Origin of the sequence: Nocardioides lianchengensis (assembly GCF_900101465.1) — a bacterium.
In the GTDB taxonomy this organism is placed as follows: domain Bacteria; phylum Actinomycetota; class Actinomycetes; order Propionibacteriales; family Nocardioidaceae; genus Nocardioides; species Nocardioides lianchengensis.
This window is the reverse complement of record NZ_FMZM01000005.1, coordinates 101,384-123,081: the sequence shown is the minus strand read 5'-3', so window position 1 is coordinate 123,081 and position 21,698 is coordinate 101,384. Positions and strand designations below refer to the sequence as shown.

General features: G+C 72.2%; 18 protein-coding genes and 1 pseudogene. 13 read left to right on the top strand and 6 right to left on the bottom strand.

Going from position 1 to position 21,698, the window contains the following annotated elements; all coding sequences use genetic code 11:
* The first annotated feature begins 494 nt into the window (after positions 1 to 494).
* The 9 genes from BLT76_RS10355 (at position 495) to BLT76_RS10315 (ending at position 11,299) form a co-directional block, all read left to right on the top strand.
* Positions 495 to 1,739, top strand: a complete 1,245-nt coding sequence (locus tag BLT76_RS10355) for an ammonium transporter (RefSeq protein ID WP_090854848.1) — start codon at positions 495 to 497, stop codon at positions 1,737 to 1,739.
* A gap of 97 nt (positions 1,740 to 1,836) precedes the next feature.
* The gene (gene glnT, locus BLT76_RS10350) at positions 1,837 to 3,138 is read left to right on the top strand and encodes a type III glutamate--ammonia ligase (protein ID WP_090854845.1); all 1,302 of its coding nucleotides are present in this window, start codon (positions 1,837 to 1,839) and stop codon (positions 3,136 to 3,138) included.
* The gene (locus BLT76_RS10345) at positions 3,138 to 4,034 is read left to right on the top strand and encodes a class II glutamine amidotransferase domain-containing protein (protein ID WP_090854843.1); all 897 of its coding nucleotides are present in this window, start codon (positions 3,138 to 3,140) and stop codon (positions 4,032 to 4,034) included. Before glnT ends, BLT76_RS10345 begins: the two co-directional genes overlap by 1 nt.
* Positions 4,022 to 4,702, top strand: coding sequence for a GltB/FmdC/FwdC-like GXGXG domain-containing protein (locus tag BLT76_RS10340; RefSeq protein WP_170867016.1), 681 nt, complete (start codon positions 4,022 to 4,024; stop codon positions 4,700 to 4,702). Before BLT76_RS10345 ends, BLT76_RS10340 begins: the two co-directional genes overlap by 13 nt.
* A gap of 11 nt (positions 4,703 to 4,713) precedes the next feature.
* A complete protein-coding gene (locus BLT76_RS10335) occupies positions 4,714 to 6,048 on the top strand; it encodes an FMN-binding glutamate synthase family protein (protein ID WP_090854840.1) in 1,335 nt (444 codons plus the stop codon).
* Positions 6,038 to 7,192: an FAD-dependent oxidoreductase gene (locus BLT76_RS10330; protein WP_090854837.1), complete on the top strand. Its 1,155-nt coding sequence runs from the start codon at positions 6,038 to 6,040 to the stop codon at positions 7,190 to 7,192. The genes BLT76_RS10335 and BLT76_RS10330 overlap by 11 nt, the downstream gene beginning before the upstream one ends.
* Positions 7,189 to 7,836, top strand: coding sequence for a helix-turn-helix domain-containing protein (locus BLT76_RS10325; RefSeq protein WP_090854834.1), 648 nt, complete (start codon positions 7,189 to 7,191; stop codon positions 7,834 to 7,836). The genes BLT76_RS10330 and BLT76_RS10325 overlap by 4 nt, the downstream gene beginning before the upstream one ends.
* Before the next feature lie 178 nt (positions 7,837 to 8,014).
* Complete coding sequence (locus BLT76_RS10320) at positions 8,015 to 10,150, top strand: S9 family peptidase (RefSeq protein ID WP_090854832.1); 2,136 nt, start codon at positions 8,015 to 8,017, stop codon at positions 10,148 to 10,150.
* 192 nt (positions 10,151 to 10,342) lie between these two features.
* Positions 10,343 to 11,299 (top strand): sigma-70 family RNA polymerase sigma factor, encoded by a 957-nt coding sequence (locus BLT76_RS10315; RefSeq protein WP_090854828.1) that lies wholly within the window; start codon positions 10,343 to 10,345, stop codon positions 11,297 to 11,299.
* A gap of 63 nt (positions 11,300 to 11,362) precedes the next feature.
* Here the strand turns inward: BLT76_RS10315 and BLT76_RS10310 are convergent, their stop codons facing one another.
* Positions 11,363 to 11,866 (bottom strand): hypothetical protein, encoded by a 504-nt coding sequence (locus BLT76_RS10310; RefSeq protein WP_139175478.1) that lies wholly within the window; start codon positions 11,864 to 11,866, stop codon positions 11,363 to 11,365.
* Positions 11,859 to 12,164, bottom strand: coding sequence for a hypothetical protein (locus BLT76_RS10305; protein WP_090854821.1), 306 nt, complete (start codon positions 12,162 to 12,164; stop codon positions 11,859 to 11,861). The genes BLT76_RS10310 and BLT76_RS10305 overlap by 8 nt, the downstream gene beginning before the upstream one ends.
* Before the next feature lie 51 nt (positions 12,165 to 12,215).
* On the opposite strand from BLT76_RS10305, the gene BLT76_RS10300 reads away from it, so the two are divergent.
* Entirely contained in the window at positions 12,216 to 12,671 is a 456-nt protein-coding gene (locus BLT76_RS10300; protein ID WP_244509355.1) for a GNAT family N-acetyltransferase, read from the top strand.
* On the opposite strand, the gene coaE is transcribed toward BLT76_RS10300, so the two are convergent.
* Both coaE and BLT76_RS10290 read right to left on the bottom strand, forming a co-directional pair.
* Complete coding sequence (gene coaE, locus BLT76_RS10295) at positions 12,652 to 13,245, bottom strand: dephospho-CoA kinase (protein WP_090854819.1); 594 nt, start codon at positions 13,243 to 13,245, stop codon at positions 12,652 to 12,654. The two genes, BLT76_RS10300 and coaE, sit on opposite strands and share 20 nt — an antisense overlap.
* Before the next feature lie 9 nt (positions 13,246 to 13,254).
* Positions 13,255 to 13,671 carry a MarR family winged helix-turn-helix transcriptional regulator gene (locus BLT76_RS10290; RefSeq protein WP_244509354.1) on the bottom strand — a complete coding sequence of 139 codons (417 nt, stop codon included), beginning with the start codon at positions 13,669 to 13,671 and terminating at the stop codon, positions 13,255 to 13,257.
* Positions 13,672 to 13,811: 140 nt separating this feature from the next.
* On the opposite strand from BLT76_RS10290, the gene BLT76_RS10285 reads away from it, so the two are divergent.
* Positions 13,812 to 15,545, top strand: a complete 1,734-nt coding sequence (locus BLT76_RS10285; protein ID WP_280139636.1) for an ABC transporter ATP-binding protein — start codon at positions 13,812 to 13,814, stop codon at positions 15,543 to 15,545.
* A 3-nt stretch (positions 15,546 to 15,548) separates the two neighbouring features.
* Here the strand turns inward: BLT76_RS10285 and BLT76_RS10280 are convergent, their stop codons facing one another.
* Positions 15,549 to 16,502, bottom strand: coding sequence for a GlxA family transcriptional regulator (locus BLT76_RS10280; protein ID WP_244509353.1), 954 nt, complete (start codon positions 16,500 to 16,502; stop codon positions 15,549 to 15,551).
* Between the two features lie 93 nt (positions 16,503 to 16,595).
* Between BLT76_RS10280 and BLT76_RS25695 the strand changes: the two genes are divergently transcribed.
* Positions 16,596 to 16,745, top strand: coding sequence for a hypothetical protein (locus tag BLT76_RS25695; RefSeq protein ID WP_170867015.1), 150 nt, complete (start codon positions 16,596 to 16,598; stop codon positions 16,743 to 16,745).
* A gap of 93 nt (positions 16,746 to 16,838) precedes the next feature.
* Here BLT76_RS25695 and rpsA read toward each other — a convergent pair whose 3' ends face one another.
* Complete coding sequence (rpsA, locus tag BLT76_RS10275) at positions 16,839 to 18,323, bottom strand: 30S ribosomal protein S1 (RefSeq protein ID WP_090854810.1); 1,485 nt, start codon at positions 18,321 to 18,323, stop codon at positions 16,839 to 16,841.
* Between the two features lie 390 nt (positions 18,324 to 18,713).
* On the opposite strand from rpsA, the pseudogene BLT76_RS25690 reads away from it, so the two are divergent.
* Positions 18,714 to 21,698: pseudogene (locus BLT76_RS25690) on the top strand (hypothetical protein); the annotation flags it as partial.

The following is a 21,698-nucleotide window of genomic DNA, read 5'->3' as shown; positions in this document are numbered from 1 at the left end:
GCCCCGCGACGGTATGAGCGTCACGGGGCCCTCGCTGTGGGGCGGAGACGGTGACGCCCACCCCGACCCGACCGGACCTCCGACCCCGCCGTCCCCGTCACCGGGCCGACGCCGCGAGTTGCCTCGTGGTGCGGATCCTCGTTCCTGCCTGGTCACCGGCCCCTCCCCTGCCTTGCGGCCGGTTCCGAGCTGGTGAGGAGAGTTCTACGCGGTCCCGAGCGGGCCCGACAAGACGTTCCGGCGGTTCCACAGGCCCCTCCACCGAACCGGGTCCCCCCTCCACAGGAACCGTTCCCGTTCCACAGGATCCGGTCCAGACCTGTGCACGCCTCTGTGGAGAACCGTGACGCCCGTCACTCAGATGTCGCGGCGGTCGTCGTACGGGTTCATCCAGCTGTTACACGACTGCGAAGTCGACGCAAAGTGGACCCGGTCAACTACGGGGAGACATCTGCCGGGCCGCTCGGGAGGCCCCGACCACGAAGGACTCCTCGATGGACACAGGCACTACTGCCTTCATGCTGGCCTGCATCATCGGCCTGACGATGATGATCCCCGGCCTCGCGCTCTTCTACGGCGGCATGGTCAGCGTCAAGAGCAGCATCAACATGATGATGATGACCTTCGGAGCCGTCGCCGTCGTCGGCGTCCTCTGGGTCTTCTTCGGCTACTCGATGGTCTTCGGCAACTCCTACGGCGACGCGGGGCTCCTCGGCAGCATCACCGAGTACGCCGGCCTCGGGGAAGCGATCGCCGACGGGGAGGTCGCCGTACCCCTGGCGCTCTTCGCGGTCTTCCAGGCCCTCTTCGCCGGCATCACCGTCGCCCTGATCTCGGGCGCGGTCGCGGACCGGATGAAGTTCGGCGCCTGGATGGCCTTCGCGGCGATCTGGGCCGTGCTCGTCTACTTCCCGGTCGCGCACTGGGTCTTCGCGTTCGACTCCGCCGACGGCAGCGTCATCGGCGGCTGGATCGCCAACGACCTGAAGGCCATCGACTTCGCCGGCGGCACGGCCGTGCACATCAACGCCGGCGCGGCGGCCCTGGCCCTCGCGGTCATCCTCGGCAAGCGCGCCACCTGGGGCCAGGCCCCCCGCCCCCACAACGTCCCGCTGACCCTGCTCGGCGCGGGTCTGCTGTGGGCCGGCTGGTACGCCTTCAACGGCGGCTCGGCCCTGGCCGCCAACAACGCGTCCTCGGTGGTCATGCTGACGACCTTCCTCGCCACCTGCGCCGCGGTCCTGGCCTGGCTGGGTGTCGAGCAGCTGCGCACCGGCCACACCACCGGCATCGGCGCCGCCTCCGGCGCCATCGCCGGACTGGTCGCGATCACCCCGTCCTGCGCCGCGGTCTCGCCGATGGGCTCGATCGTGGTCGGCCTGGTCGCCGGCGGCCTGTGCCAGCTCGCGATCGGCCTGAAGGACAAGCTGGGCTACGACGACACGCTCGACGTGGTCGGCGTGCACCTGGTGGGCGGCATCATCGGCACCCTGATGATCGGCCTCGTCGGCAACGCCGACATGCCGAGCGGTGTCGACGGCCTCTTCTACGGCGGCGGCCTCGAGCAGCTCGGCCGGCAGGCCGCGGCGGTCGTCGCGGTCCTGGCCTACACGCTGATCGTGACCTCGGCCATCGCCCTGGCCCTCAAGGCCACCATCGGCATCCGGATCTCCCCGGAGGACGAGGAGGCCGGCATCGACGCCAAGTCGCACCGCGACCCGGCGTACGACCTGGTCTGACGCTCCGAGAAGCGGCCGCCTCCGGGCGGCCGCTTTTCTCGGCCCCGCAGGTCCACTCTCCGTGGTTGTTGATTCTTCGTAGTAGACAAGGAACAGCATGACCGACCTCCAGACCCTCGCCCGCGAGAGCGGGACGACGTTCCTCCTCGCGCTCTTCGTCGACCTGCGTGGCAAGCCCTGCGCCAAGCTCGTGCCGGTCGAGGCGGTCGACGCGCTGGCCACCGAGGGCGTCGGCTTCGCCGGGTACGCCGTCGGCGCGATCGGCCAGGAGCCGAAGGACCCCGACCTGATGGCCATCCCCGACCCGGCGTCGTTCACGCCGGTCCCCTTCGTGAAGCCGGGCCTGGCGATCGTGCACTGCGACCCGCACGTCGAGGGGAGGCCGTGGCCGTTCGCCCCGCGCAACATCCTGAAGGCGGTGCTCGCGCGGGCCGCTCAGGAGGGGCTGGCGCCGTACGTCGGCGCCGAGGTCGAGTACTTCCTGGTCGACCGCGACGAGCAGGGTCGGCTGCGCACCGCCGACCCGGCCGACACCGCCGCCCAACCCTGCTACGACGCCCGTGGCGTGACCCGGATGTACGACCACCTGACGACGATCTCGCGGGCCATGAACGATCTCGGCTGGGGCAACTACGCCAACGACCACGAGGACGGCAACGGCCAGTTCGAGCAGAACTTCGCCTACGCCGACGCGCTCACCACCGCCGACCGGGTGATCACGCTGCGCTACCTGCTCAGCGTCCTCGCCGCCGAGCAGGGCATGACCGCCACGTTCATGCCCAAGCCGTTCGGCGACCGGACCGGGACCGGCCTGCACCTGCACGTCTCGCTGCAGCGCGACGGGTCCAACGTCTTCCCGGGCGCGGACGACGCTCGCGGACTGGGCCTGTCGCCGACGGCGTACTCCTTCGTCGCCGGCGTCCTCGAGCACGCCTGCGCGCTGCAGTCGGTGCTGGCGCCGACGGTGAACTCCTACAAGCGCACCGGCGCCCTCACGACCGCCTCGGGCGCGTCCTGGGCACCGCGGCGGGCGACGTACGGCGGGAACGACCGCACGCACTACGTCCGGGTGCCCGACGACCAGCGGGTGGAGCTGCGCGGCGGCGACGGGTCGGCCAATCCCTACCTGGCCATCGCCGGCGCGGTCGGCGCGGGCCTGGACGGCGTCGCGCGGGCGCTCGACCCGGGCGACCCGGGCGCGACCAGCAGCGAGCCGCTGCCGCTGACCCTGCTGCACGCGGTCGAGGCGCTGGAGGCCGACCCGGTGCTGACCGGCGTCCTCGACGCGGCCGGCGACGGCGTGGCGTCGTACTTCGCGCAGCTGAAGCGGACCGAGTTCTTCACCTGGCACAGCCAGATCTCCCCCTGGGAGATCGACCACTACCTGGAGGCGTTCTGATGTGCGGCATCGTGGGACTGCACCTGCGTGACCCCGACCTGTTCCCCCGGCTCGGCGAGCTGCTGACCGGGATGCTCGGCGAGATGGAGGAGCGGGGCGCCGACTCCGCCGGCGTCGCCGTGTACGGCGACCCGCGCTGGTCCCCACCCGGGCACGCGACCGTGTCGGTGCTGGACGCGTCCGCGCCGGCCGACGAGCTGGCGACCGCGCTCACCGCGGCGACCGGTGCCGAGGTGAGCGTGCTGCCGCTGGGGTCGACGTACGTCGTGCACGCGCCGGGGGACGTCGAGCCGCTGCTCGCCGCCGTCCGCGCGGCCGCGCCGGAGGCCCTGGTCGCGGGCTTCGGGGAGGACCTGACCGTGCTCAAGGACGTCGGCCACCCGCGGGCGCTCGCCGCGCAGTGGGGCCTCGCCGAGGCGCAGGGCTGGCAGGGCGTCGGGCATACCCGGATGGCCACCGAGTCGGCCGTGACGCCGTCCGGCGCGCACCCGTACGCCGTCGGCCCCGACCAGTGCCTCGTGCACAACGGCTCGTTCGCCAACCACGCCACGATCCGGCGCGAGCTGCGTGCCCGCGGCGTCGTCTTCGACAGCGAGAACGACACCGAGGTGGGCGCCCGCTACGTCGCGCAAGCGCTGGCCGACGGCCTCGACGTCGAGACGGCGCTGAAGGGTCTGTGCGCCGAGTTCGACGGCTTCTACACGCTGCTCGTCTCGAACCGCGACTCGTTCGCGGTCGTCCGCGACGCGATCGCCTGCAAGCCCGCCGTGGTCGCCGAGACCGGCGCGTGGGTGGCGATGGCGTCGGAGTACCGCGCCCTCGCCCACCTCCCGGGCGTCGAGGGCGCCCACCTGTTCGAGCCCGAGCCGGAACGGATCTACGCATGGACACGATGAGCAGCACCCAGCTCGACCTCGGCACCCTGTCGCTGCGCGAGGTCAACCGCGCCCTGCACGAGATGACGGCCGGCGAGGTCGCGGTGACCAACCCCCGTGGCGCGCACAGCGTCGCGGCCGGGCTGACCACTCCCCTGCAGGTGACGATCGCGGGTCACTGCGGCTACTACGCCGCCGGGATGAACCAGCTCGCCGACGTGGTCGTCGACGGCACCGCCGGCGTGGGCGTCGGGGAGAACATGATGAGCGGCTCGGTCCGGGTCCGCGGCAACGCTTCGCAGTCCGCGGGCGCCACGGCGCACGGCGGGCTGCTGGTCGTCGAGGGCGACGCGGCCGCGCGGTGCGGCATCTCGATGAAGGGCGTGGACATCGTGGTGGGCGGCAGCGTCGGCCACATGAGCGCGTTCATGGCCCAGGCCGGGCGGCTCGTCGTACGAGGGGACGCCGGGGAGGCGCTCGGCGACTCGATCTACGAGGCCCGGCTCTACGTCCGCGGTCGCGTCGCCTCCCTCGGCGCCGACTGCGTCGAGAAGGAGATGCGTCCAGAGCACCTCGCCGAGCTCGGCGACCTCCTCGCCCGCGCCGGGTACGACGACGACCCCGCGTCGTACACCCGCTACGGCTCGGCCCGCGGGCTCTACCACTTCCACAGCGACAACGCGTACTGACAGGACCACCGATGAACCACGCCAGCCACGGCCTCCGTGAGTCCGCCACTTTCGACCGGGCCACCATCCACGCCATCCAGCGCGCGGCGTCGACCGGCGTCTACGACATCCGCGGCTGGGGCGCCAAGCGCGCCCTCCCGCACTTCGACGACCTGCTCTTCCTGGGGGCGTCGATGAGCCGCTACCCGCTGGAGGGCTACCGCGAGTCGTGCGGGACCGACGTCGTCCTCGGCAGCCGGTACGCCGAGCAGCCGCTGCACCTCGACATCCCGGTCACCATCGCCGGGATGAGCTTCGGCGCGCTGTCCGCCCAGGCCAAGGAGGCGCTCGGCCGCGGCGCCTCCGAGGTCGGCACGTCGACCACCACCGGCGACGGCGGCATGACCCCGGAGGAGCGCGGCCAGAGCAGGCACCTCGTCTACCAGTACCTGCCGTCGCGGTACGGCATGAACCCCGACGACCTGCGCAAGGCCGACGCGATCGAGGTGGTCCTCGGCCAGGGGGCCAAGCCCGGCGGCGGCGGGATGCTGCTCGGCCAGAAGATCAGCCCGCGGGTGGCGGCGATGCGCACCCTGCCCGAGGGCATCGACCAGCGCAGCGCCTGCCGGCACCCCGACTGGACGGGGCCGGACGACCTGACCATCAAGATCGCCGAGCTGCGCGAGATCACCGACTGGCAGAAGCCGGTCTACGTCAAGGTCGGCGCCACCCGCACCTACTACGACGTGAAGCTGGCCGTGCACGCCGGCGCCGACGTGGTGGTGGTGGACGGGATGCAGGGCGGCACCGCCGCCACCCAGGACGTGTTCATCGAGCACGTCGGCATCCCCACCCTGGCCGCCCTCCCCCAGGCCGTGCAGGCCCTGCAGGAGCTCGGCGTGCACCGCAGGCCGGACGGCGTGCAGTTGGTCGTCTCCGGCGGCATCCGCACCGGCGCCGACGTCGCCAAGGCGCTGGCCCTCGGCGCGGACGCGGTCGCGATCGGCACGGCGGCCTTGGTCGCGATCGGCGACAACGACCCCAGGTACGCCGCGGAGTACGAGGCCCTGGGCTCGGCCGCCGGCTTCTACGACGACTACCAGGACGGCCGCGACCCGGCCGGCATCACCACCCAGGACCCGGAGCTCGCGGCCCGCCTCGACCCGGTGCTGGCTGGACGCCGGCTGGCCAACTACCTCAGGGTGCTCACCATGGAGGCCCAGACCATCGCCCGGGCGTGCGGCAAGGCGCACGTCACCCACCTCGAGCCGGAGGATCTGGTGGCGATCACCCTCGAGGCCGCCGCGATGGCCCGGGTGCCGCTCGCCGGCACCTCCTGGATCCCGGGGACGACGAGTGGGTTCTGAGCCCTCCCGTCGGTACGACGTCTGCGTGGTCGGGGCCGGCCTCGCCGGCGCAGCGGCCGCGCGCGAGCTGACCGCGCGCGGTCGGTCGGTGCTGCTGCTGGAGCAGCACGCGGTCGGCCACGTCCACGGGAGCTCGCACGGGTCGTCGCGGATCTACCGCCGGGCCTACCTCGACCCCTTCTACGTCGGACTCACCGGCCAGGCCGCCGACGAGTGGGACCGCCTGGAGGCGGACGCCGGCGTCCCGCTGCGCACCGTCACCGGCGGCCTCGACACCGGCACCGAGCGGGCCCGTGGCGTGCTCGAGCTGCTCACCGCCACCGGCCTGCCGGTCGAGCTGCTGAGCGCGGCCGAGGTCACCGAGCGCTGGCCCGGCATCGAGCTGGCCGGCGAGTCCGCGTTCCACCCCGACGCCGGCCATCTCGACGCCGACGCGACCGTCCGCGCCTGCGTCGACCTGGCCGTGGCCGCCGGGGCCGACCTGCACGAGCGGACCGCGCTGACCGCGCTGACCCGGCTGGAGCCGGCGGCCGGCGGGGTGGTCGTGCACACCGAGGGCTGGTCGGCCCACGCCGACGCCGTCGTGGTCGCGGCGGGCGCCTGGCTGCCGGAGCTGCTCGGGGGGCTCGCGGTCGCCCCGACGCTGCCGCCGCTGTGGGTCAAGCAGCAGGAGCTCTTCCACTTCGCGCACCGGGACCCGTCCGCGGCCTGGCCGACGCTGGTCGACAAGGGGCGGGTCGAGCTCTACATGCTCGGTTCCGGCCCGCGGGACGGCGGGCCCGCGCCGTCGTACAAGATCGGGCAGTTCGACAGCGAGTCCGCCACCACCGCCTCCACCCGCGACGGGGTGATCGACGACCGGGCGCGCCGCGTCGTCCGGACGTACGTCGAGCAGCACCTGCCCGGCCTCGACCCGGACCCCACCGAGGAGGCGAGCTGCCTGTTCACCATGACCGGCGACGGCGACTTCGTGCTCGACCGGGTCGGACCGGTCGTGATCGCCTCGCCCTGCTCGGGACACGGGGCGAAGTTCGCGCCGCTGCTCGGCGTGCTGCTGGCCGACCTGGTCGACGGCGCCGCGCCCGAGCCCCGGTTCGCCTTCCGGGGCGCCGGCCGGACGACCGGCGTCGGGGCGGGCCAGTGAGCCGCCGCCTGATCCGCAACACCACCGGCACCGCCCGCCGTCGCGATCCCTCGCAGCCACCCCCGGAGAGCAGCCTGGAGGACACGATCGCGCGCAACGTGCGGGCCCTGCGCCTCCAGGCCGGCCTGTCGGTGGCCGACGCCGCGGACCGGATCGGCATCTCGAAGGCGATGCTGTCCAAGATCGAGAACTCGCAGACCTCCTGCAGCCTGGCCACCCTGACCCGGCTCGGCCTCGGTCTCGACGTGCCCGTCACCTCGCTCTTCCGCGACGCCGACGGCGAGCGCGAGGCCGTGCACACCCCGGCCGGCCAGGGGCCGCGGATCGCCCGCGAGGGCACCCAGGCCGGCCACGACTACGAGCTGCTCGGCGCGCTGCGCGGCCAGCACAAGCGGCTGGAGTCGCTGATGGTCACGCTGACCGCGACGAGTGACACCTATCCCCTCTTCCAGCACCCCGGCACCGAGTTCATCCATCTCCTCGAGGGCGTCATGGACTACGGCCACAGCCGCACCGTCTATCGCCTCGAGCCCGGCGACTCCCTCCAGTTCGACGGCGAGGGCGCCCACGGTCCGACCGCCCTGATCGAGCTCCCCATCCGGTTCCTGTCCGTCATCGCCTTCCCGGACAGCACCACGAGGTAGGGCCACCGGACTCGAGGCTGGTCGAGGTGCGAGGGACGAAGTCCTGAGCCTCGAAACCCGTCGTGCCGACCGACAGTCTCGATCACGGCCGACTCCCGACCCACCGGGTTTCGAGGCTCGCTCCGCTCGCACCTCAACCAGCGTGGAGGGGCCAACGGCGCCCGGATAGGTTCGGGGCATGCAACCGCCCGTCGCCGAGAAGCGCCCCACCACCCGCGAGATCCACGGCCACACCCGCGTCGACGACTACGAGTGGCTGCGCGACAAGGACGCGCCGGAGGTCACGGCGCACCTCGAGGCCGAGAACGCCTACACCGAGCACCGGACGGCCCACCTGGCCGACCTGCGGCAGTCGATCTTCGACGAGATCAAGGCCCGCACCCGCGAGACCGACCTGTCGGTGCCGACCCGCAACCGGGGCCACTGGTACTACTCGCGCTCCTTCGAGGGCAAGGAGTACGGCGCCAGCTGCCGCGTGCCGATCAGCGGCCCCGACGACTGGACGCCCCCGCAGCCCGCCGCCGAGGCGAAGCCCGACGAGCCCGCCCTCCCCGGCGAGCAGGTCCTGCTCGACCTGAACGAGCTGGCCGAGGGTCACGAGTTCTTCTCGCTCGGCGGCTCGGCCATGACCCTCGACGACACCCTGCTCGCCTACGCCGTCGACACGGTCGGCGACGAGCGCTACACGGTGCGCTTCCAGGAGGTCGCCACCGGCGCCCTGCGCGACGACGAGCTGACCGGGGTGATGGGCGGCGTCGTGTGGCACCCGAACGGGCTCGACTGCTACTACTCCACGATCGACGACTCCTGGCGGCCCGACAAGGTGTGGCGGCACCGCCTCGGCACACCGCAGGCCGACGACGAGCTGGTCCTGCACGAGCCCGACGGCCGGTTCTGGACCGGCATCGGCCGCAGCCGCAGCAACCGGTTCCTGATCACCGCCACCGGCTCGAAGACGACCTCCGAGTACCGCTACCTCGACACCGCCGACCCGGACGCGCAGTGGGTGCTGTTCAGCGAGCGGCGCGAGGACCTCGAGTACAGCCTCGAGCACGCCGTCCTCGGCGGCGAGGACGTCTTCCTGGTCCACCACAACGCCACCGGGCCCGACTTCGAGATCGGGGTCGCGCCGGTCGCCCCGACCGCGCCGGAGAACTGGCGGGCGCTGGTCGCCCACGACCCCGCCGTACGCCTCGAGGGCGTGGACGCCTACGCCGGCCACCTGGTGATCCACCAGCGCAGCGACGGCCTCACCCAGCTGCGCATCGTCGAGCTGGGTCCCGACGGCGCGGGCGATGACTACCTCGTCGAGTTCGACCACGAGGTCTACACCGTCGGCGCCGGCGGCAACCCGGTCTTCGACCAGCCGACCGTGCGGCTGGGCTACACGACGATGGCGGTGCCCTCGTCGGTCTACGACTACGACGTCCGCACCCGCGAGCTCACCCTGCTTCGCCGCGCGCCCGTGCTGGGCGGCTACGACCCCGCCGACTACGAGGAGCACCGACTCTGGGCCACCGCCGAGGACGGCGAGCAGGTCCCGATCTCCGTCGTCGTGCGCCGCGGGGCTCGCGAAGGGGTCGGAGGCGGCACCCAGCCCGTCCCCACCATGCTCTACGCGTACGGCGCCTACGAGATCTCCACCGACCCCTACTTCTCCGTGGCCCGCCTCTCCCTGCTCGACCGCGGCGCGGCCTTCGCGATCGCCCACGTCCGCGGCGGCGGCGAGCTGGGCCGCCGCTGGTACGACGACGGCAAGCTGTTCTCGAAGCAGCACACGTTCGGCGACTTCATCGCCTGCGCGCAGCACCTGGTCGACACCGGCTGGTCGACGCCCGAGACCCTCGTCGCCGAGGGAGGCAGTGCCGGCGGGCTGCTGATCGGCGCGGTGGCCAACCAGGCGCCCGAGCTGTTCGGTGGCTTCGTCGCCGAGGTGCCGTTCGTCGACGCCCTCACCACGATGCTCGACGCGACGCTGCCGCTCACCGTCACCGAGTACGACGAGTGGGGCAACCCGGAGGCCGATCCCGAGGTCTACGACTACATGGCCGGCTACGCGCCGTACGACAACGTCGCGGAGCGCGCCTACCCGCCGATCCTGGCCGAGACCTCCCTCAACGACACCCGGGTCCTGTACGTCGAGCCGGCCAAGTGGGTGGCCCGCCTGCGGGCGGTGACCGGCAACCCCGACGTGCTGCTGCGCACCGAGATGTCGGCCGGCCACGGCGGCGTCTCGGGTCGCTACAAGTCCTGGCACGACCGCTCCTTCACGCTCGCCTGGATCCTGGACCGGATGGGCCTGGTCGACCGCTGAGCGCCGCCTCCTCGGGGTGGGGCCCTGAGAAGTCCCTGAGAGTTGGGAATCCCGGCAACTCGTAGGCCTTCCCGCACGTCGTCTCAGGTGTAGGCCCCGTCGGGTTTGGCCAGGGAATCCTCTGGTCACCTGGGGCGTTGACGACGATGTGGGCCGGCAAACAGCCGGGGTCACAGAAGCTAGGAGGGCCCCATGGCAACACGAACCGCACCTGCGGGGGGACGCGAGATCGAGGGTCGCGACAGCGTCGGCCTGTACCTCGACGAGATCGCCCGCAACGCGCTTCTCGACGCGGCCTCCGAGGTCGAGCTCTCCAAGACGATCGAGGCCGGCCTGATGGCCGAGCACCTCCTCGCCGAGGGTCGGGTCGGTCGCCGCAAGGGCGGCGCCCCGATGACGGCCACCCAGGAGGAGCTCGAGTGGCTCGCCGAGGAGGGCCAGAAGGCGATCGACACCTTCATCACCGCCAACCTCCGCCTCGTCGTCTCCATCGCTCGCAAGTACGGCCGCGCGCAGATGCCGATGCTCGACCTGATCCAGGAGGGCAACACCGGCCTGATCCGGGCGGTCGAGAAGTTCGACTACACCAAGGGCTACAAGTTCTCGACCTACGCCACCTGGTGGGTCCGCCAGGCGATCACCCGCGGCATCGCGCAGCAGGCCCGCGTGGTCCGGCTGCCCGTGCACGTCGTCGAGGAGCTCAATCAGGTCGGCGGCGCCCGTCGTACCCTCGAGCGCCAGTTGGGCCGCGACCCGGAGCCGCACGAGATCGCCACCGAGCTCGGCATGGACGTCGACCGGGTCCTCGACCTGATGGCCTGGGGCCGTGAGCACGTCAGCCTCGACTCCCCCGTCGACGAGGACGGCGACACCAGCCTCGGTGACCTGATGGCCCAGGAGACCTCGCCGGGTCCCGACCTGTCGTTCCTCGACGTGGAGGCCCGCGACCGTCTGAACAGCCTGGTCGGCCACCTCGACGACCGCGCGGCCGACATCATCCGGTCGCGCTACGGCCTGGTCGACGGTCGTCAGCACAAGCTCGCCGACATCGGCGCCAAGCACGGCATCTCCGCCGAGCGGGTGCGCCAGCTCGAGCGGGAGGCGCTGCAGAAGCTGCGCCGCATCGCCGACCCGGACCTCGCGGCCTGACCGGTCCCAGATCCTCGGCACCTGACGGACGCCCCCGCCCACCGGCGGGGGTGTCCGTGCGTCTCAGGACCGCTCGAGCAGCGCCCGGCGCAACACCGCGCCATCGGCGTCGACGAGCTCGACGACCGCCTCACGCGTGGCCAGACCCTGATCCCAGATGAGGATGGCGACCCCCGCCTCGACCCGGTCCTCCACGACCCGACCGGAAGGATCGGTGAGGCGCACCAGGGCCGCCGTCGGATCGGCGACCCAGCCGCCACGCACCCCGACGTCGGGGGTGCCGCGCTGACCCGACCCCCACCCGCCCCAGGCCGCCCAGAGCGCCTCCGGTCCGACGCCGTCGGGTGCTCCGGACGACCACCCGCCGGACGAACGCCAGATCCCGTCCTCCCGGCGCCGCAGTCCCGCGAAGCCGCGGAACGACGAACCGTCGCTACGGCGACGCGCGAGGTAGGCGACGGCCGCCATGTCTCCGTGCTGACGCTCGCGGACGACCTCGACCGCCTCCGGCAGGACGCCTCGCTGCGCGACCACGCTTCCGACAGCCAGGCCGCGGAGGTCAGTCACCGGCGCCCTCGCGACGCTCGTGCAGCCGCTGCTGCGCGGCCTCCAGGTAGGTCAGGCAGGGCGCCTCGGCGCCGGGGTGCTTCTCGACCAGGTGGAAGGTCCAGCGGTCCATGGCCGCCATGAACCCGTCGTCGCCCTGCCGGTGCGTCGACCAGGGCTTGTCGCCCTTCGTGGTGCAGGTGGTGCAGCTGATCTTGTAGAGGAACTGCTGCTCCCCACCGAGGTCGATCTTGACCTTCGCCAGCGGCCCGGCCTCGACCGCCGCCTTCCGCTCCCGAGCGGATCGGCTCGCCACCATCGTCGTACCCCTCGTCGTCGGAGCAGCCACCCTAGTCGGGAGAATGGCCGCGTGCAGATCACGCCCGACCCGCTGACCTCCCCGGAGATCGTCGCCTTCCTCCAGGCCCACCTCGACCAGATGCGGGCCACCTCCCCCGCGTGCAGCGTGCACGCGCTCGACCTCGCGGGACTGCAGGCGCCCGGCATGCGGTTCTGGTCGGCGTACGACGAGGGCGAGCTGGTCGGCTGCGCGGCGCTGAAGCGGTTGACCGACGACCACGCCGAGCTGAAGTCCATGCGCACCGCGCCGCACCGCACCCGCCAGGGCATCGCGGCCGCCGTGCTGGCCTTCGTGCTGGACCAGGCCCGGGCGGCGGAGTTCGCCAGGATCAGTCTCGAGACCGGCTCGCAGGACTTCTTCGCCCCGGCACGGGCGCTCTACGCACGGCACGGGTTCACGGTCTGCGAGCCGTTCGGGGACTACCGGCCGGATCCGAACAGCACGTTCATGACCCGACTGCTGTGAGCTCCGCGTAGATCGCGTCCACCCGGGACCGCAGGTCCGCGAGGGTGCCGGTGTTGTCCAGGACGTGGGTGGCGATCGCCAGCCGCTGCTCCCGGGTCGCCTGGGCGGCGATCCGGGCCTCCGCGTCGGCCCGCTCCATGCCGCGGTCGTCGACCAGTCGCTGGACCTGCGTCTCCACCGGCACGTCGACCACGAGCACCGCGTCGAAGGTGTCGGCCCGACCGGACTCGGCCAGCAGCGGGATGTCGTGGACGACCAGCGCCCCCGCGGGCGCCGAGGCCTCGAGCGCGGCGTACCGCTCGAAGACCAGCGGGTGCACGATCCCCTCGAGCACCTTCCGCCTCGCCTCGTCGCCGAAGACCACCTTGCCGAGCGCCGGCCGGTCCAGGTCGCCCTCGGGCGTGAGCAGCTCCGCGCCGAACGCCTCGACGACGGCGGCCAGGCCGGGGGTGCCCCGCTCGACGACCTCGCGGGCGAGCTTGTCGCCGTCGATGATCACGGCGCCGTGCTCCTCGAGCATCGCCGAGACCGTGCTCTTGCCCGAGGCGATGCCGCCCGTGAGTCCCACCCGCATGGCGCGATCCTAGGAGGCGTCCACCAGCAACCGGAGGATCCGGTCCAGCTCGGCCCGGTCCTCGGCGGCCAGCGGCGCGAGCAGCTCGCCGGCCGCCGCGTGCCGGGCGTCGTCGAGCAGCCCGCGCAGCCGCAGGCCCTCGGGCGTGGGTACGACGGTCGTCGCCCGCCGGTCGGCGGGGTCGGGGCGCCGCTCCACCAGCCCGCGCGTCTCCAGCGCGTCCACCACCTCGGTCGCCGAGCGGGCCGCGATGTGCAGCTGCTCGGCGAGCGCGGAGAGCCGGGCCCCGTCCAGCTCGACGACCGTGCGCAGGGCCCGGGACTGGCCGGGGGTCACGTCCCACTCGGCCAGGGCGGCGCCGTACCGCTGACGCAGGGTGCGGGCGAGCACCATCAGCAGGTCACCGGTCGAGTCGGTTGCGGGCACGGGAATGATCCTAGCAATGCGACAGTTACCCTCATGTTGAGCAAGCCTCAGTAAAGAATCGAGGTGGTCGAGTGCCACGCCCCTCCACGCACACCCCCGACTCACGCCGCGCCGACCGGCGCCAGCTGGCCGAGTCTCCCGTGTCCCTGCGCCGCATCGCGCGGCTGTTCGCGCCGTACCGCCGCCGGCTCGCCGTGGTCGTCGCGCTGATCGTGGTCAGCTCGCTCGTCGGCCTGGCCCAACCCTTCCTGGTGCGGCACGTCATCGACGAGGCGCTCCCCCGCCAGGACGTCCGACTGCTGCTCCTGCTCGTCACTGGGATGGTCGGCGTCGCCGTGGCGACGGCCGCCCTCGGCGTCGCGCAGACCTGGCTCTCGACGACCGTCGGCCAGCAGGTCATGCACCGGCTGCGCTCCGACCTGTTCGGCCATCTGCAGCGCCAGTCGGTCGGGTTCTTCACCCGGACCCGCGGCGGCGAGGTGCAGTCGCGCATCGTCAACGACATCGGCTCCATGCAGTCGGTGGTGACGAGCACGGCCACCTCGGTCGCCGCCAACGTCACCGTGGTCCTCGGCACCGCGGTCGCGATGGTCGCGCTCAGCTGGCGCCTCGCGCTGATCTCCCTGGTGGTGCTGCCGCCCGCCGTCGTCCTGACCCGCCAGGTGGCCCGGATGCGGCACGCCGTCACCGCCGCCCGCCAGGCCCGGCTCGCCGACCTGCACGTCCAGGTCGAGGAGGGCCTCTCGGTCAGCGGCGTGCTGCTCACCAAGACCCTCGGCGCCGGCCCGGCACTGTCTCGCCGCTTCGACGACACCTCCGCCGACCTGGTCGGGCTGGAGGTGCGCTCCCAGCTCGCGGGCCGCTGGCGGATGGCCACCATGAGCATCGTCTTCGCCGCCGTCCCGGCCGCGCTCTACCTCGCCGCCGGTCTGCCGGCCACCTCCGGCGGGATGACCATCGGCACCCTGGTGGCCTTCGTGGCGCTGCAGAGCGCGCTGTTCCGCCCGCTCATGGGGCTGCTCAACGTCGGCGTCGACCTGACGGCGTCGCTGGCCCTGTTCAGCCGGATCTTCGAGTACCAGGACCTCCCGGTCGAGATCGCCGACCCGGCCGACCCGACCCGTCTCGGCGACGTCCGCGGCGAGGTCCGCCTCGACCACGTCACCTTCTCGTACGGCGGCGCCGACGTGCTCCACGACGTCGACCTGGTGGTGCCCGCCGGCACCTCGCTCGCCCTGGTGGGTGCGACGGGAAGCGGCAAGAGCACCCTGGCCGGTCTGGTCGCGCGACTGCACGACCCGACGTCCGGCGCCGTACGTCTCGACGGGGTCGACCTGCGCGACCTGGCCCTCGCCGACGTCGCGTCCGCGGTCGGCGTCGTCACCCAGGAGAGCTACCTGCTGCACGCCTCGGTCCGCGACAACCTGCGGCACGCGAAGCCGGACGCCACCGACGCCGAGATCGAGGCGGCGGCTCGGGCCGCCCGCATCCACGACCTCGTCGTCTCGCTGCCCGAGGGCTACGACACCCTGGTCGGCTCCCGCGGGCACCGGTTCTCCGGCGGCGAGCAGCAGCGGCTGGCCATCGCCCGCACCCTGCTCCGCGACCCGCGGGTCCTGGTCCTCGACGAGGCCACCAGCGCGCTCGACAACACCACCGAGCGCGCCGTGCAGGCAGCGCTCGACGAGCTCGCCCACGGGCGGACCACGATCACCATCGCCCACCGGCTCTCGACGGTCCGCGACGCCGACCAGATCGCGGTCCTCGACCACGGCGCGGTCGTCGAGCTCGGCACCCACGAGGAGCTGCTCCTGCGCGGCGGCCGGTACGCCGAGCTCGTGCGCGGCGGCCTCGAGCAGCCCGTCGCCGCCTGAGCCCTAGGCCGAGAACGCGCGCCGGTACTGCTGCGGACTGACCCCGCGCACGCGTGAGAAGTGATGCCGCAGGGTGGCGGCGTTGCCGAAGCCGACGTCGTCGGCGATCCGCTCGATCGAGCGCTCGGTCTGCTCGAGCAGCTGCTCGGCCCGCAGCACCCGCTGCCGGGTCACCCAGGCGTGCGGGGTCGCGCCCACCTCGTCACGGAAGCGCCGCGCGAAGGTCCGAGGCGACATCAGTGCCCGCCGGGCGAGCGAGTCGACGTCGAGCTCGTGGTCGAGGTTCTCCACGACCCACTGCTGCAGCGCCCCGAAGGTCTCCCCCGTGCAGTCGGGCACCGGCCGCGCGATGAACTGGGCCTGCCCCCCGTCCCGATGCGGGGGTACGACGATCCGCCGCGCGGTCGTGGCCGCGACGCGGGCGCCGTACAGGTCGCGCATGAGGTGCAGCGACGCGTCGATGCCGGCGGCCGAGCCCGCCCCGGTGAGGATCGGTCCATCGTGGCAGTAGAGGACGTCCGGGCAGACCAGGGCCTCGGGGTACATCGACGCCAGCCGGTTCGTGTAGCGCCAGTGCGTGGTGCACTCGCGTCCGTCGAGCAGGCCCGCGGCACCGAGCTCGAAGACGCCCGAGCAGTGCGCGTAGAGGATCGCGCCGCGCTCGTAGGCGGCCCGGATCGCCTCCAGGACCGCCGGATCGTGCTCGAGGAAGTCGTACTTGGGGCTCAGGCAGACCAGGTCCGCACTCGCGACCGCGTCGAGGCCGCGCTCGACGTACAGGTCGAAGTCGGAGCGCCCGCGCACGCGCCCGGGGCGCGGCGTGCAGACCTGGAAGTCGAAGACCGGGTTGTCGTCGTCCGCGTGGTAGGGCTCGCCCCACACCTCGACGAGGGACCCGAGCCCGAAGGCCTCGACACCGTCCTGGACCACGACCGCGACCGTCTGCACCTGTTGCACGGCACCGATCCTCGCACAGGTCTGGCAGAAAAACGACGGAGAGTGACTTTTCTGCCACTGTGGCAGTAAGTCCAGCAGGCGCAAGATACTGCCATGACCTTCTTCTACCTGCTGCTGGCCCTCGCCGCCACGCTCGCGTTCCTGACCATCCGGACGATGATCCACGACAGCCGGGGCACCCGGCGTCCCCCGCGCTCCCACTACGACGACCCCGCGTTCCACGGCCCCGGCTACCTCGTCTGAGGTGCCGCCACCACCGAGCCCCGAGATGCCGAAGGCCCGGCCACCGTGAGGTGGCCGGGCCTTCGTGCGTGTGGTGCTAGGTGGAGCTGGCGATCAGCTCGCGCCGCCGGTCAGCTTCTCGCGAAGCGCCTGCAGCGCCTCGTCCGAGGCGAGCGAGCCGCCCTCGGCCGCGCCACCGGTCTCGACGTCCACGTCGCCACCGCTGGAGTACGACGTGGCCTCGCCGGCCTCGACCTCGGCCTGCTTGGCCTCGGCCTGCTGCTTGACGTGGGCCTCCCAGCGGGCGTGCGCCTTGGCGTACTGGTCCTCCCAGGTCGCGCGCTGCTCGTCGAAGCCCTCGAGCCACTCGCCCGTCTCGGGGTCGAAGCCGTCGGGGTAGACGTAGTTGCCCTGCTCGTCGTACGTGGCCGCCATGCCGTAGAGGGTCGGGTCGAACTCCTCCACGTCGGTCGCGGCCGCGGTCTCGTTGGCCTGCTTCAGCGACAGCGAGATCCGGCGACGCTCGAGGTCGATGTCGATGATCTTGACCATGACGTCGTCGTTGACCTGGACGACCTGCTCCGGGATCTCGACGTGACGCTCGGCGAGCTCGGAGATGTGCACCAGGCCCTCGATGCCCTCCTCGACGCGGACGAACGAGCCGAAGGGCACCAGCTTGGTGACCTTGCCCGGCACGATCTGGCCGATCTGGTGGGTCCGGGCGAAGTGCTGCCACGGGTCCTCCTGCGTCGCCTTCAGCGACAGGGAGACACGCTCGCGGTCCATGTCGACGTCGAGGACCTCGACGGTGACCTCGTCGCCCACGGCGACGACCTCGGACGGGTGGTCGATGTGCTTCCACGACAGCTCGGAGACGTGCACGAGGCCGTCGACGCCGCCGAGGTCCACGAACGCACCGAAGTTGACGATCGAGGAGACGACACCCTTGCGGATCTGACCCTTCTGGAGCTGGGTCAGGAAGCCGTGGCGAACCTCGGACTGGGTCTGCTCGAGCCAGGCACGGCGCGACAGGACCACGTTGTTGCGGTTCTTGTCGAGCTCGATGATCTTGGCCTCGAGCGTCTGGCCGACGTACGGCTGCAGGTCGCGGACGCGACGCATCTCCACCAGCGAGGCGGGGAGGAAGCCGCGGAGGCCGATGTCGAGGATGAGGCCGCCCTTGACGACCTCGATGACGGTGCCCTCGACGACGCCGTCCTCCTCCTTGACCTGCTCGATGGTGCCCCAGGCGCGCTCGTACTGGGCGCGCTTCTTGGACAGGATCAGGCGGCCTTCCTTGTCCTCCTTCTGGAGGACCAGGGCCTCGACCTCGTCACCGACCGAGACGACCTCGGACGGGTCGACGTCGTGCTTGATCGACAGCTCGCGCGAGGGGATGACGCCCTCGGTCTTGTAGCCGATGTCGAGGAGGACCTCGTCGCGGTCGACCTTGACGATGGTGCCGGCGACGATGTCGCCGTCGTTGAAGTACTTGATCGTCTCGTCGATGGCGGCGAGGAAGTCTTCTTCAGAACCGATGTCGTTGATCGCGACCTGGGGCGCGTCGTAATCGGGAAGAATCGAGATGGTGCTCGTCATAAGGGAAGTGATTCCTTGGTGGGCAGAAGTCGTGCGGGCACGCCGAGAAGTCCTGTTTCACTACCGATGAAGTCGTGCGCGGCCCCGGATGCCGGGAGCGATGCGCTGATAGCGAGCGAGAGTCCGCTCCGTCCGGGACGCAGGCAGACCTCTGGCGCAGGAGCCAGCGTACGCCGCTGCGATCACCTGCGTCCAACCAGCGTGACCCCTTCGGGACGCCGGAGTCGCGACCGGTGGCGGCGTGGTGAGGATTTCCTCCGCATGGGCTCCGGGACGAGGGGTACCGCCCCCGCGGCACCGGACGACGCATGGGACCTCAGCGCCGAATGTCGGGGGTGAGGGTGTCGGCCGGGGCCGGCCCATCCCGACCTCTGTCTGGAGCTCCCTCCAATGCCATTTCGTCGACCCCTCGCCGCTGCCGTCGCCCTCGCGACCGCCGGCTTCATCACCGTCGTCGCGGTGCCGGCGCCGAGCGCGTCCGCCGCGCCGCTGCCCGCGCCGTACGACGCCTCCGCCTCGGGCGAGATCGTCCGCCTCGACGCGGACCTCGCGACCTTCGACCTGGCCGACATCGGAATCGGCCACGCCGACGCCGATGCCGACAGCGAGCGCGACGGCGGCGACACCACGGCCCGCAGCAGCAACCTGGCCGCCGCGGTGGCCGGGCTCCCGCTCCCCCTCGACGAGGTGACCTCGATCGCCCCGCCGACCGGCAGCAGTGCCGACGAGATCCCGACGGCGAACCTCCCCCCGCTGCTGCGCCTCGGCGTGGTGGAGGGCGAGACCACGGCGCGCTACGACTCCGACCAGGCGTGCCCCACCGACTCGGGTGACGGGCGGCTGCTCTCCCACGCGCGGACCCGGCTCGCCGGCGCCACGGTCGGCAACCTCCAACTGGCCCCCGGTGTCGGGACGACCGTCGCCGAGATCGGCGCCTCCACCACGACCTCGACGACGCGACTGGTCGACCGCGACGGCGGTGGGCAGGTGGTCCGGTCCCAGGCCACCAGCGAGATCGGCGACATCGCGCTGCTCGGCGGGCTCCTGACGGTGAACGTCGCCGATCCGGTGACCCTCACCGCGACCTCGGACGGCAGCACCGGCACCGCGACCAGCAGCACCCCGACCGCGACGGTCGAGCTGGCGGGCGGCGAGGTCATCGACCTCGCCGACCAGCCGAACCAGACGTACACCACCAACCTGACCGTGGCCGGACTGGCCAGCGCCGATGTCTCGATCGGGCTGGTCACCGCCGAGGACACGTCCGCGGGGGCGACCGGGTCCGGGCGCCTCGATGCCGTCCTCTCCATCAGCGTCGACCTGGACCTGCTGCTCGGCGCGGTCGACCTCGCCGACGTGAACCTGGACGTCTCCCCCATGGCCGTCGACGCGACGGCTCCCGCGGGCGGGGTCGAGTGCGCGGCCGCACCGCCGGCGACCGACACGGACGGTGACGGCCTCAGCGACGAGCAGGAGACCTCGGGCTCCGAGAACGACGCCCACGACAACGAGCCCACCGACCCGAACGACGCCGACAGCGACGGCGACGGGATCGACGACGGCGACGAGGTCGCGGACGGCACCGACCCGAACGACCCCGACGACCCGGTCACGCCGCCCGGACCTGACACCGACACCGACGGTGACGGCCTCACCGACGTCGAGGAGAGCACGGGCTCCGAGAACGACGCCCACGACAACGAGCCCACCGACCCCGACGACGCCGACAGCGACGACGACGGGATCGACGACGGCGACGAGATCGACGCGGGCACCGACCCCAACGACCCGGCCGATCCTGGCAGCACCGACCCGGGCACGGACACCGATGGTGACGGTCTCACCGACGTCGAGGAGACCACCGGATCCGAGAACGACGCCTACGGCAACGCCCCGACCGACCCGAACGAGGCGGACTCCGACGGCGACGGCACCGACGACGGCGCCGAGGTCCAGGCCGGCACCGACCCCAACGACGTCGACACCGACAACGACGGCCTCACCGACACCGAGGAGACCACCGGATCCGAGAACGACGCCTACGACGAGGAGCCGACCGTCCCGACCGACGTCGACACCGACAACGACGGGCTCGACGACGGTGACGAGGTCGAGGCGGGCACCGACCCGAACGACCCGGACACCGACAACGACGGCCTCAACGACGCTCAGGAGCTGAGCGGCGCGGCGAACGACGCCTTCGGTGGTGCCGCGACCGACCCGCTCGACGCGGACTCCGACGACGACGGCACGGTGGACGGGGCCGAGACCGACGGCTCGGCCAACACCGCGTTCGACGGCGAGCCGACGAACCCCCGCGCAGCCGACACCGACGGGGACGGGCTCACCGACACCGAGGAGACCTCCGGCTCCGCGAACGACGCCCATGACAACCAGCCCACCGACCCGAACTCCACGGACACCGACGGTGACGACTCCACCGACGCCACCGAGGTCCTGGCCGGGACCGACCCGAACGACCCGGCCGACCCGAGAGGCACGGACCCGGGCACGGACACCGACGGGGACGGGCTCAGCGACGTCGAGGAGACCTCGGGCTCCGAGAACGACGCCCACGGCAACGAGCCCACCGACCCGGAGGACGCGGACAGCGACGACGACGGGACGGAGGACGGCGCCGAGACCGACGCCGGCACCGACCCCAACAGCGCCGACACCGACGACGACGGACTCACCGACACCGAGGAGACCACGGGCTCCGAGAACGACGCCCACGGCGACCAGCCCACCGACCCGAACGACGCCGACAGCGACGACGACGGGATCGAGGACGGCGCCGAGACCGACGCCGGCACCGACCCCAACGACGCAGGCGACCCCGAGGACCCGGGCACGGACTCCGACGGTGACGGGCTCACCGACGCCGAGGAGATCTCGGGCTCGCAGAACGGCGCGTACGACAACGAGCCGACCGATCCCGACGACGCCGACAGCGACGACGACGGGATCGAGGACGGCGCCGAGACCGACGCCGGCACCGACCCCAACGACGCAGGCGACCCCGAGGACCCGGGCACGGACTCCGACGGTGACGGGCTCACCGACGCCGAGGAGATCTCGGGCTCGCAGAACGGCGCGTACGACAACGAGCCGACCGATCCCGACGACGCCGACAGCGACGACGACGGGATCGAGGACGGCGCCGAGACCGACGCCGGCACCGACCCCAACGACGCAGGCGACCCCGAGGACCCGGGCACGGACTCCGACGGTGACGGGCTCACCGACGCCGAGGAGATCTCGGGCTCGCAGAACGGCGCGTACGACAACGAGCCGACCGATCCCGACGACGCCGACAGCGACGACGACGGGATCGAGGACGGCGCCGAGACCGACGCCGGCACCGACCCCAAC

What these genes read in the sequence shown, in the direction of transcription:
- BLT76_RS10305 (WP_090854821.1), bottom strand. Translation starts at nt 12,164, where the DNA reads ATGGTGGCGAGCCGATCCGCTCGGGAGCGGAAGGCGGCGGTCGAGGCC.
- BLT76_RS10345 (WP_090854843.1), top strand. Translation starts at nt 3,138, where the DNA reads ATGTGCGGCATCGTGGGACTGCACCTGCGTGACCCCGACCTGTTCCCC.
- coaE (WP_090854819.1), bottom strand. Translation starts at nt 13,245, where the DNA reads ATGCGGGTGGGACTCACGGGCGGCATCGCCTCGGGCAAGAGCACGGTC.
- rpsA (WP_090854810.1), bottom strand. Translation starts at nt 18,323, where the DNA reads ATGACGAGCACCATCTCGATTCTTCCCGATTACGACGCGCCCCAGGTC.
- BLT76_RS10315 (WP_090854828.1), top strand. Translation starts at nt 10,343, where the DNA reads ATGGCAACACGAACCGCACCTGCGGGGGGACGCGAGATCGAGGGTCGC.
- BLT76_RS10355 (WP_090854848.1), top strand. Translation starts at nt 495, where the DNA reads ATGGACACAGGCACTACTGCCTTCATGCTGGCCTGCATCATCGGCCTG.
- BLT76_RS10340 (WP_170867016.1), top strand. Translation starts at nt 4,022, where the DNA reads ATGGACACGATGAGCAGCACCCAGCTCGACCTCGGCACCCTGTCGCTG.
- glnT (WP_090854845.1), top strand. Translation starts at nt 1,837, where the DNA reads ATGACCGACCTCCAGACCCTCGCCCGCGAGAGCGGGACGACGTTCCTC.
- BLT76_RS10320 (WP_090854832.1), top strand. Translation starts at nt 8,015, where the DNA reads ATGCAACCGCCCGTCGCCGAGAAGCGCCCCACCACCCGCGAGATCCAC.
- BLT76_RS25695 (WP_170867015.1), top strand. Translation starts at nt 16,596, where the DNA reads ATGACCTTCTTCTACCTGCTGCTGGCCCTCGCCGCCACGCTCGCGTTC.
- BLT76_RS10335 (WP_090854840.1), top strand. Translation starts at nt 4,714, where the DNA reads ATGAACCACGCCAGCCACGGCCTCCGTGAGTCCGCCACTTTCGACCGG.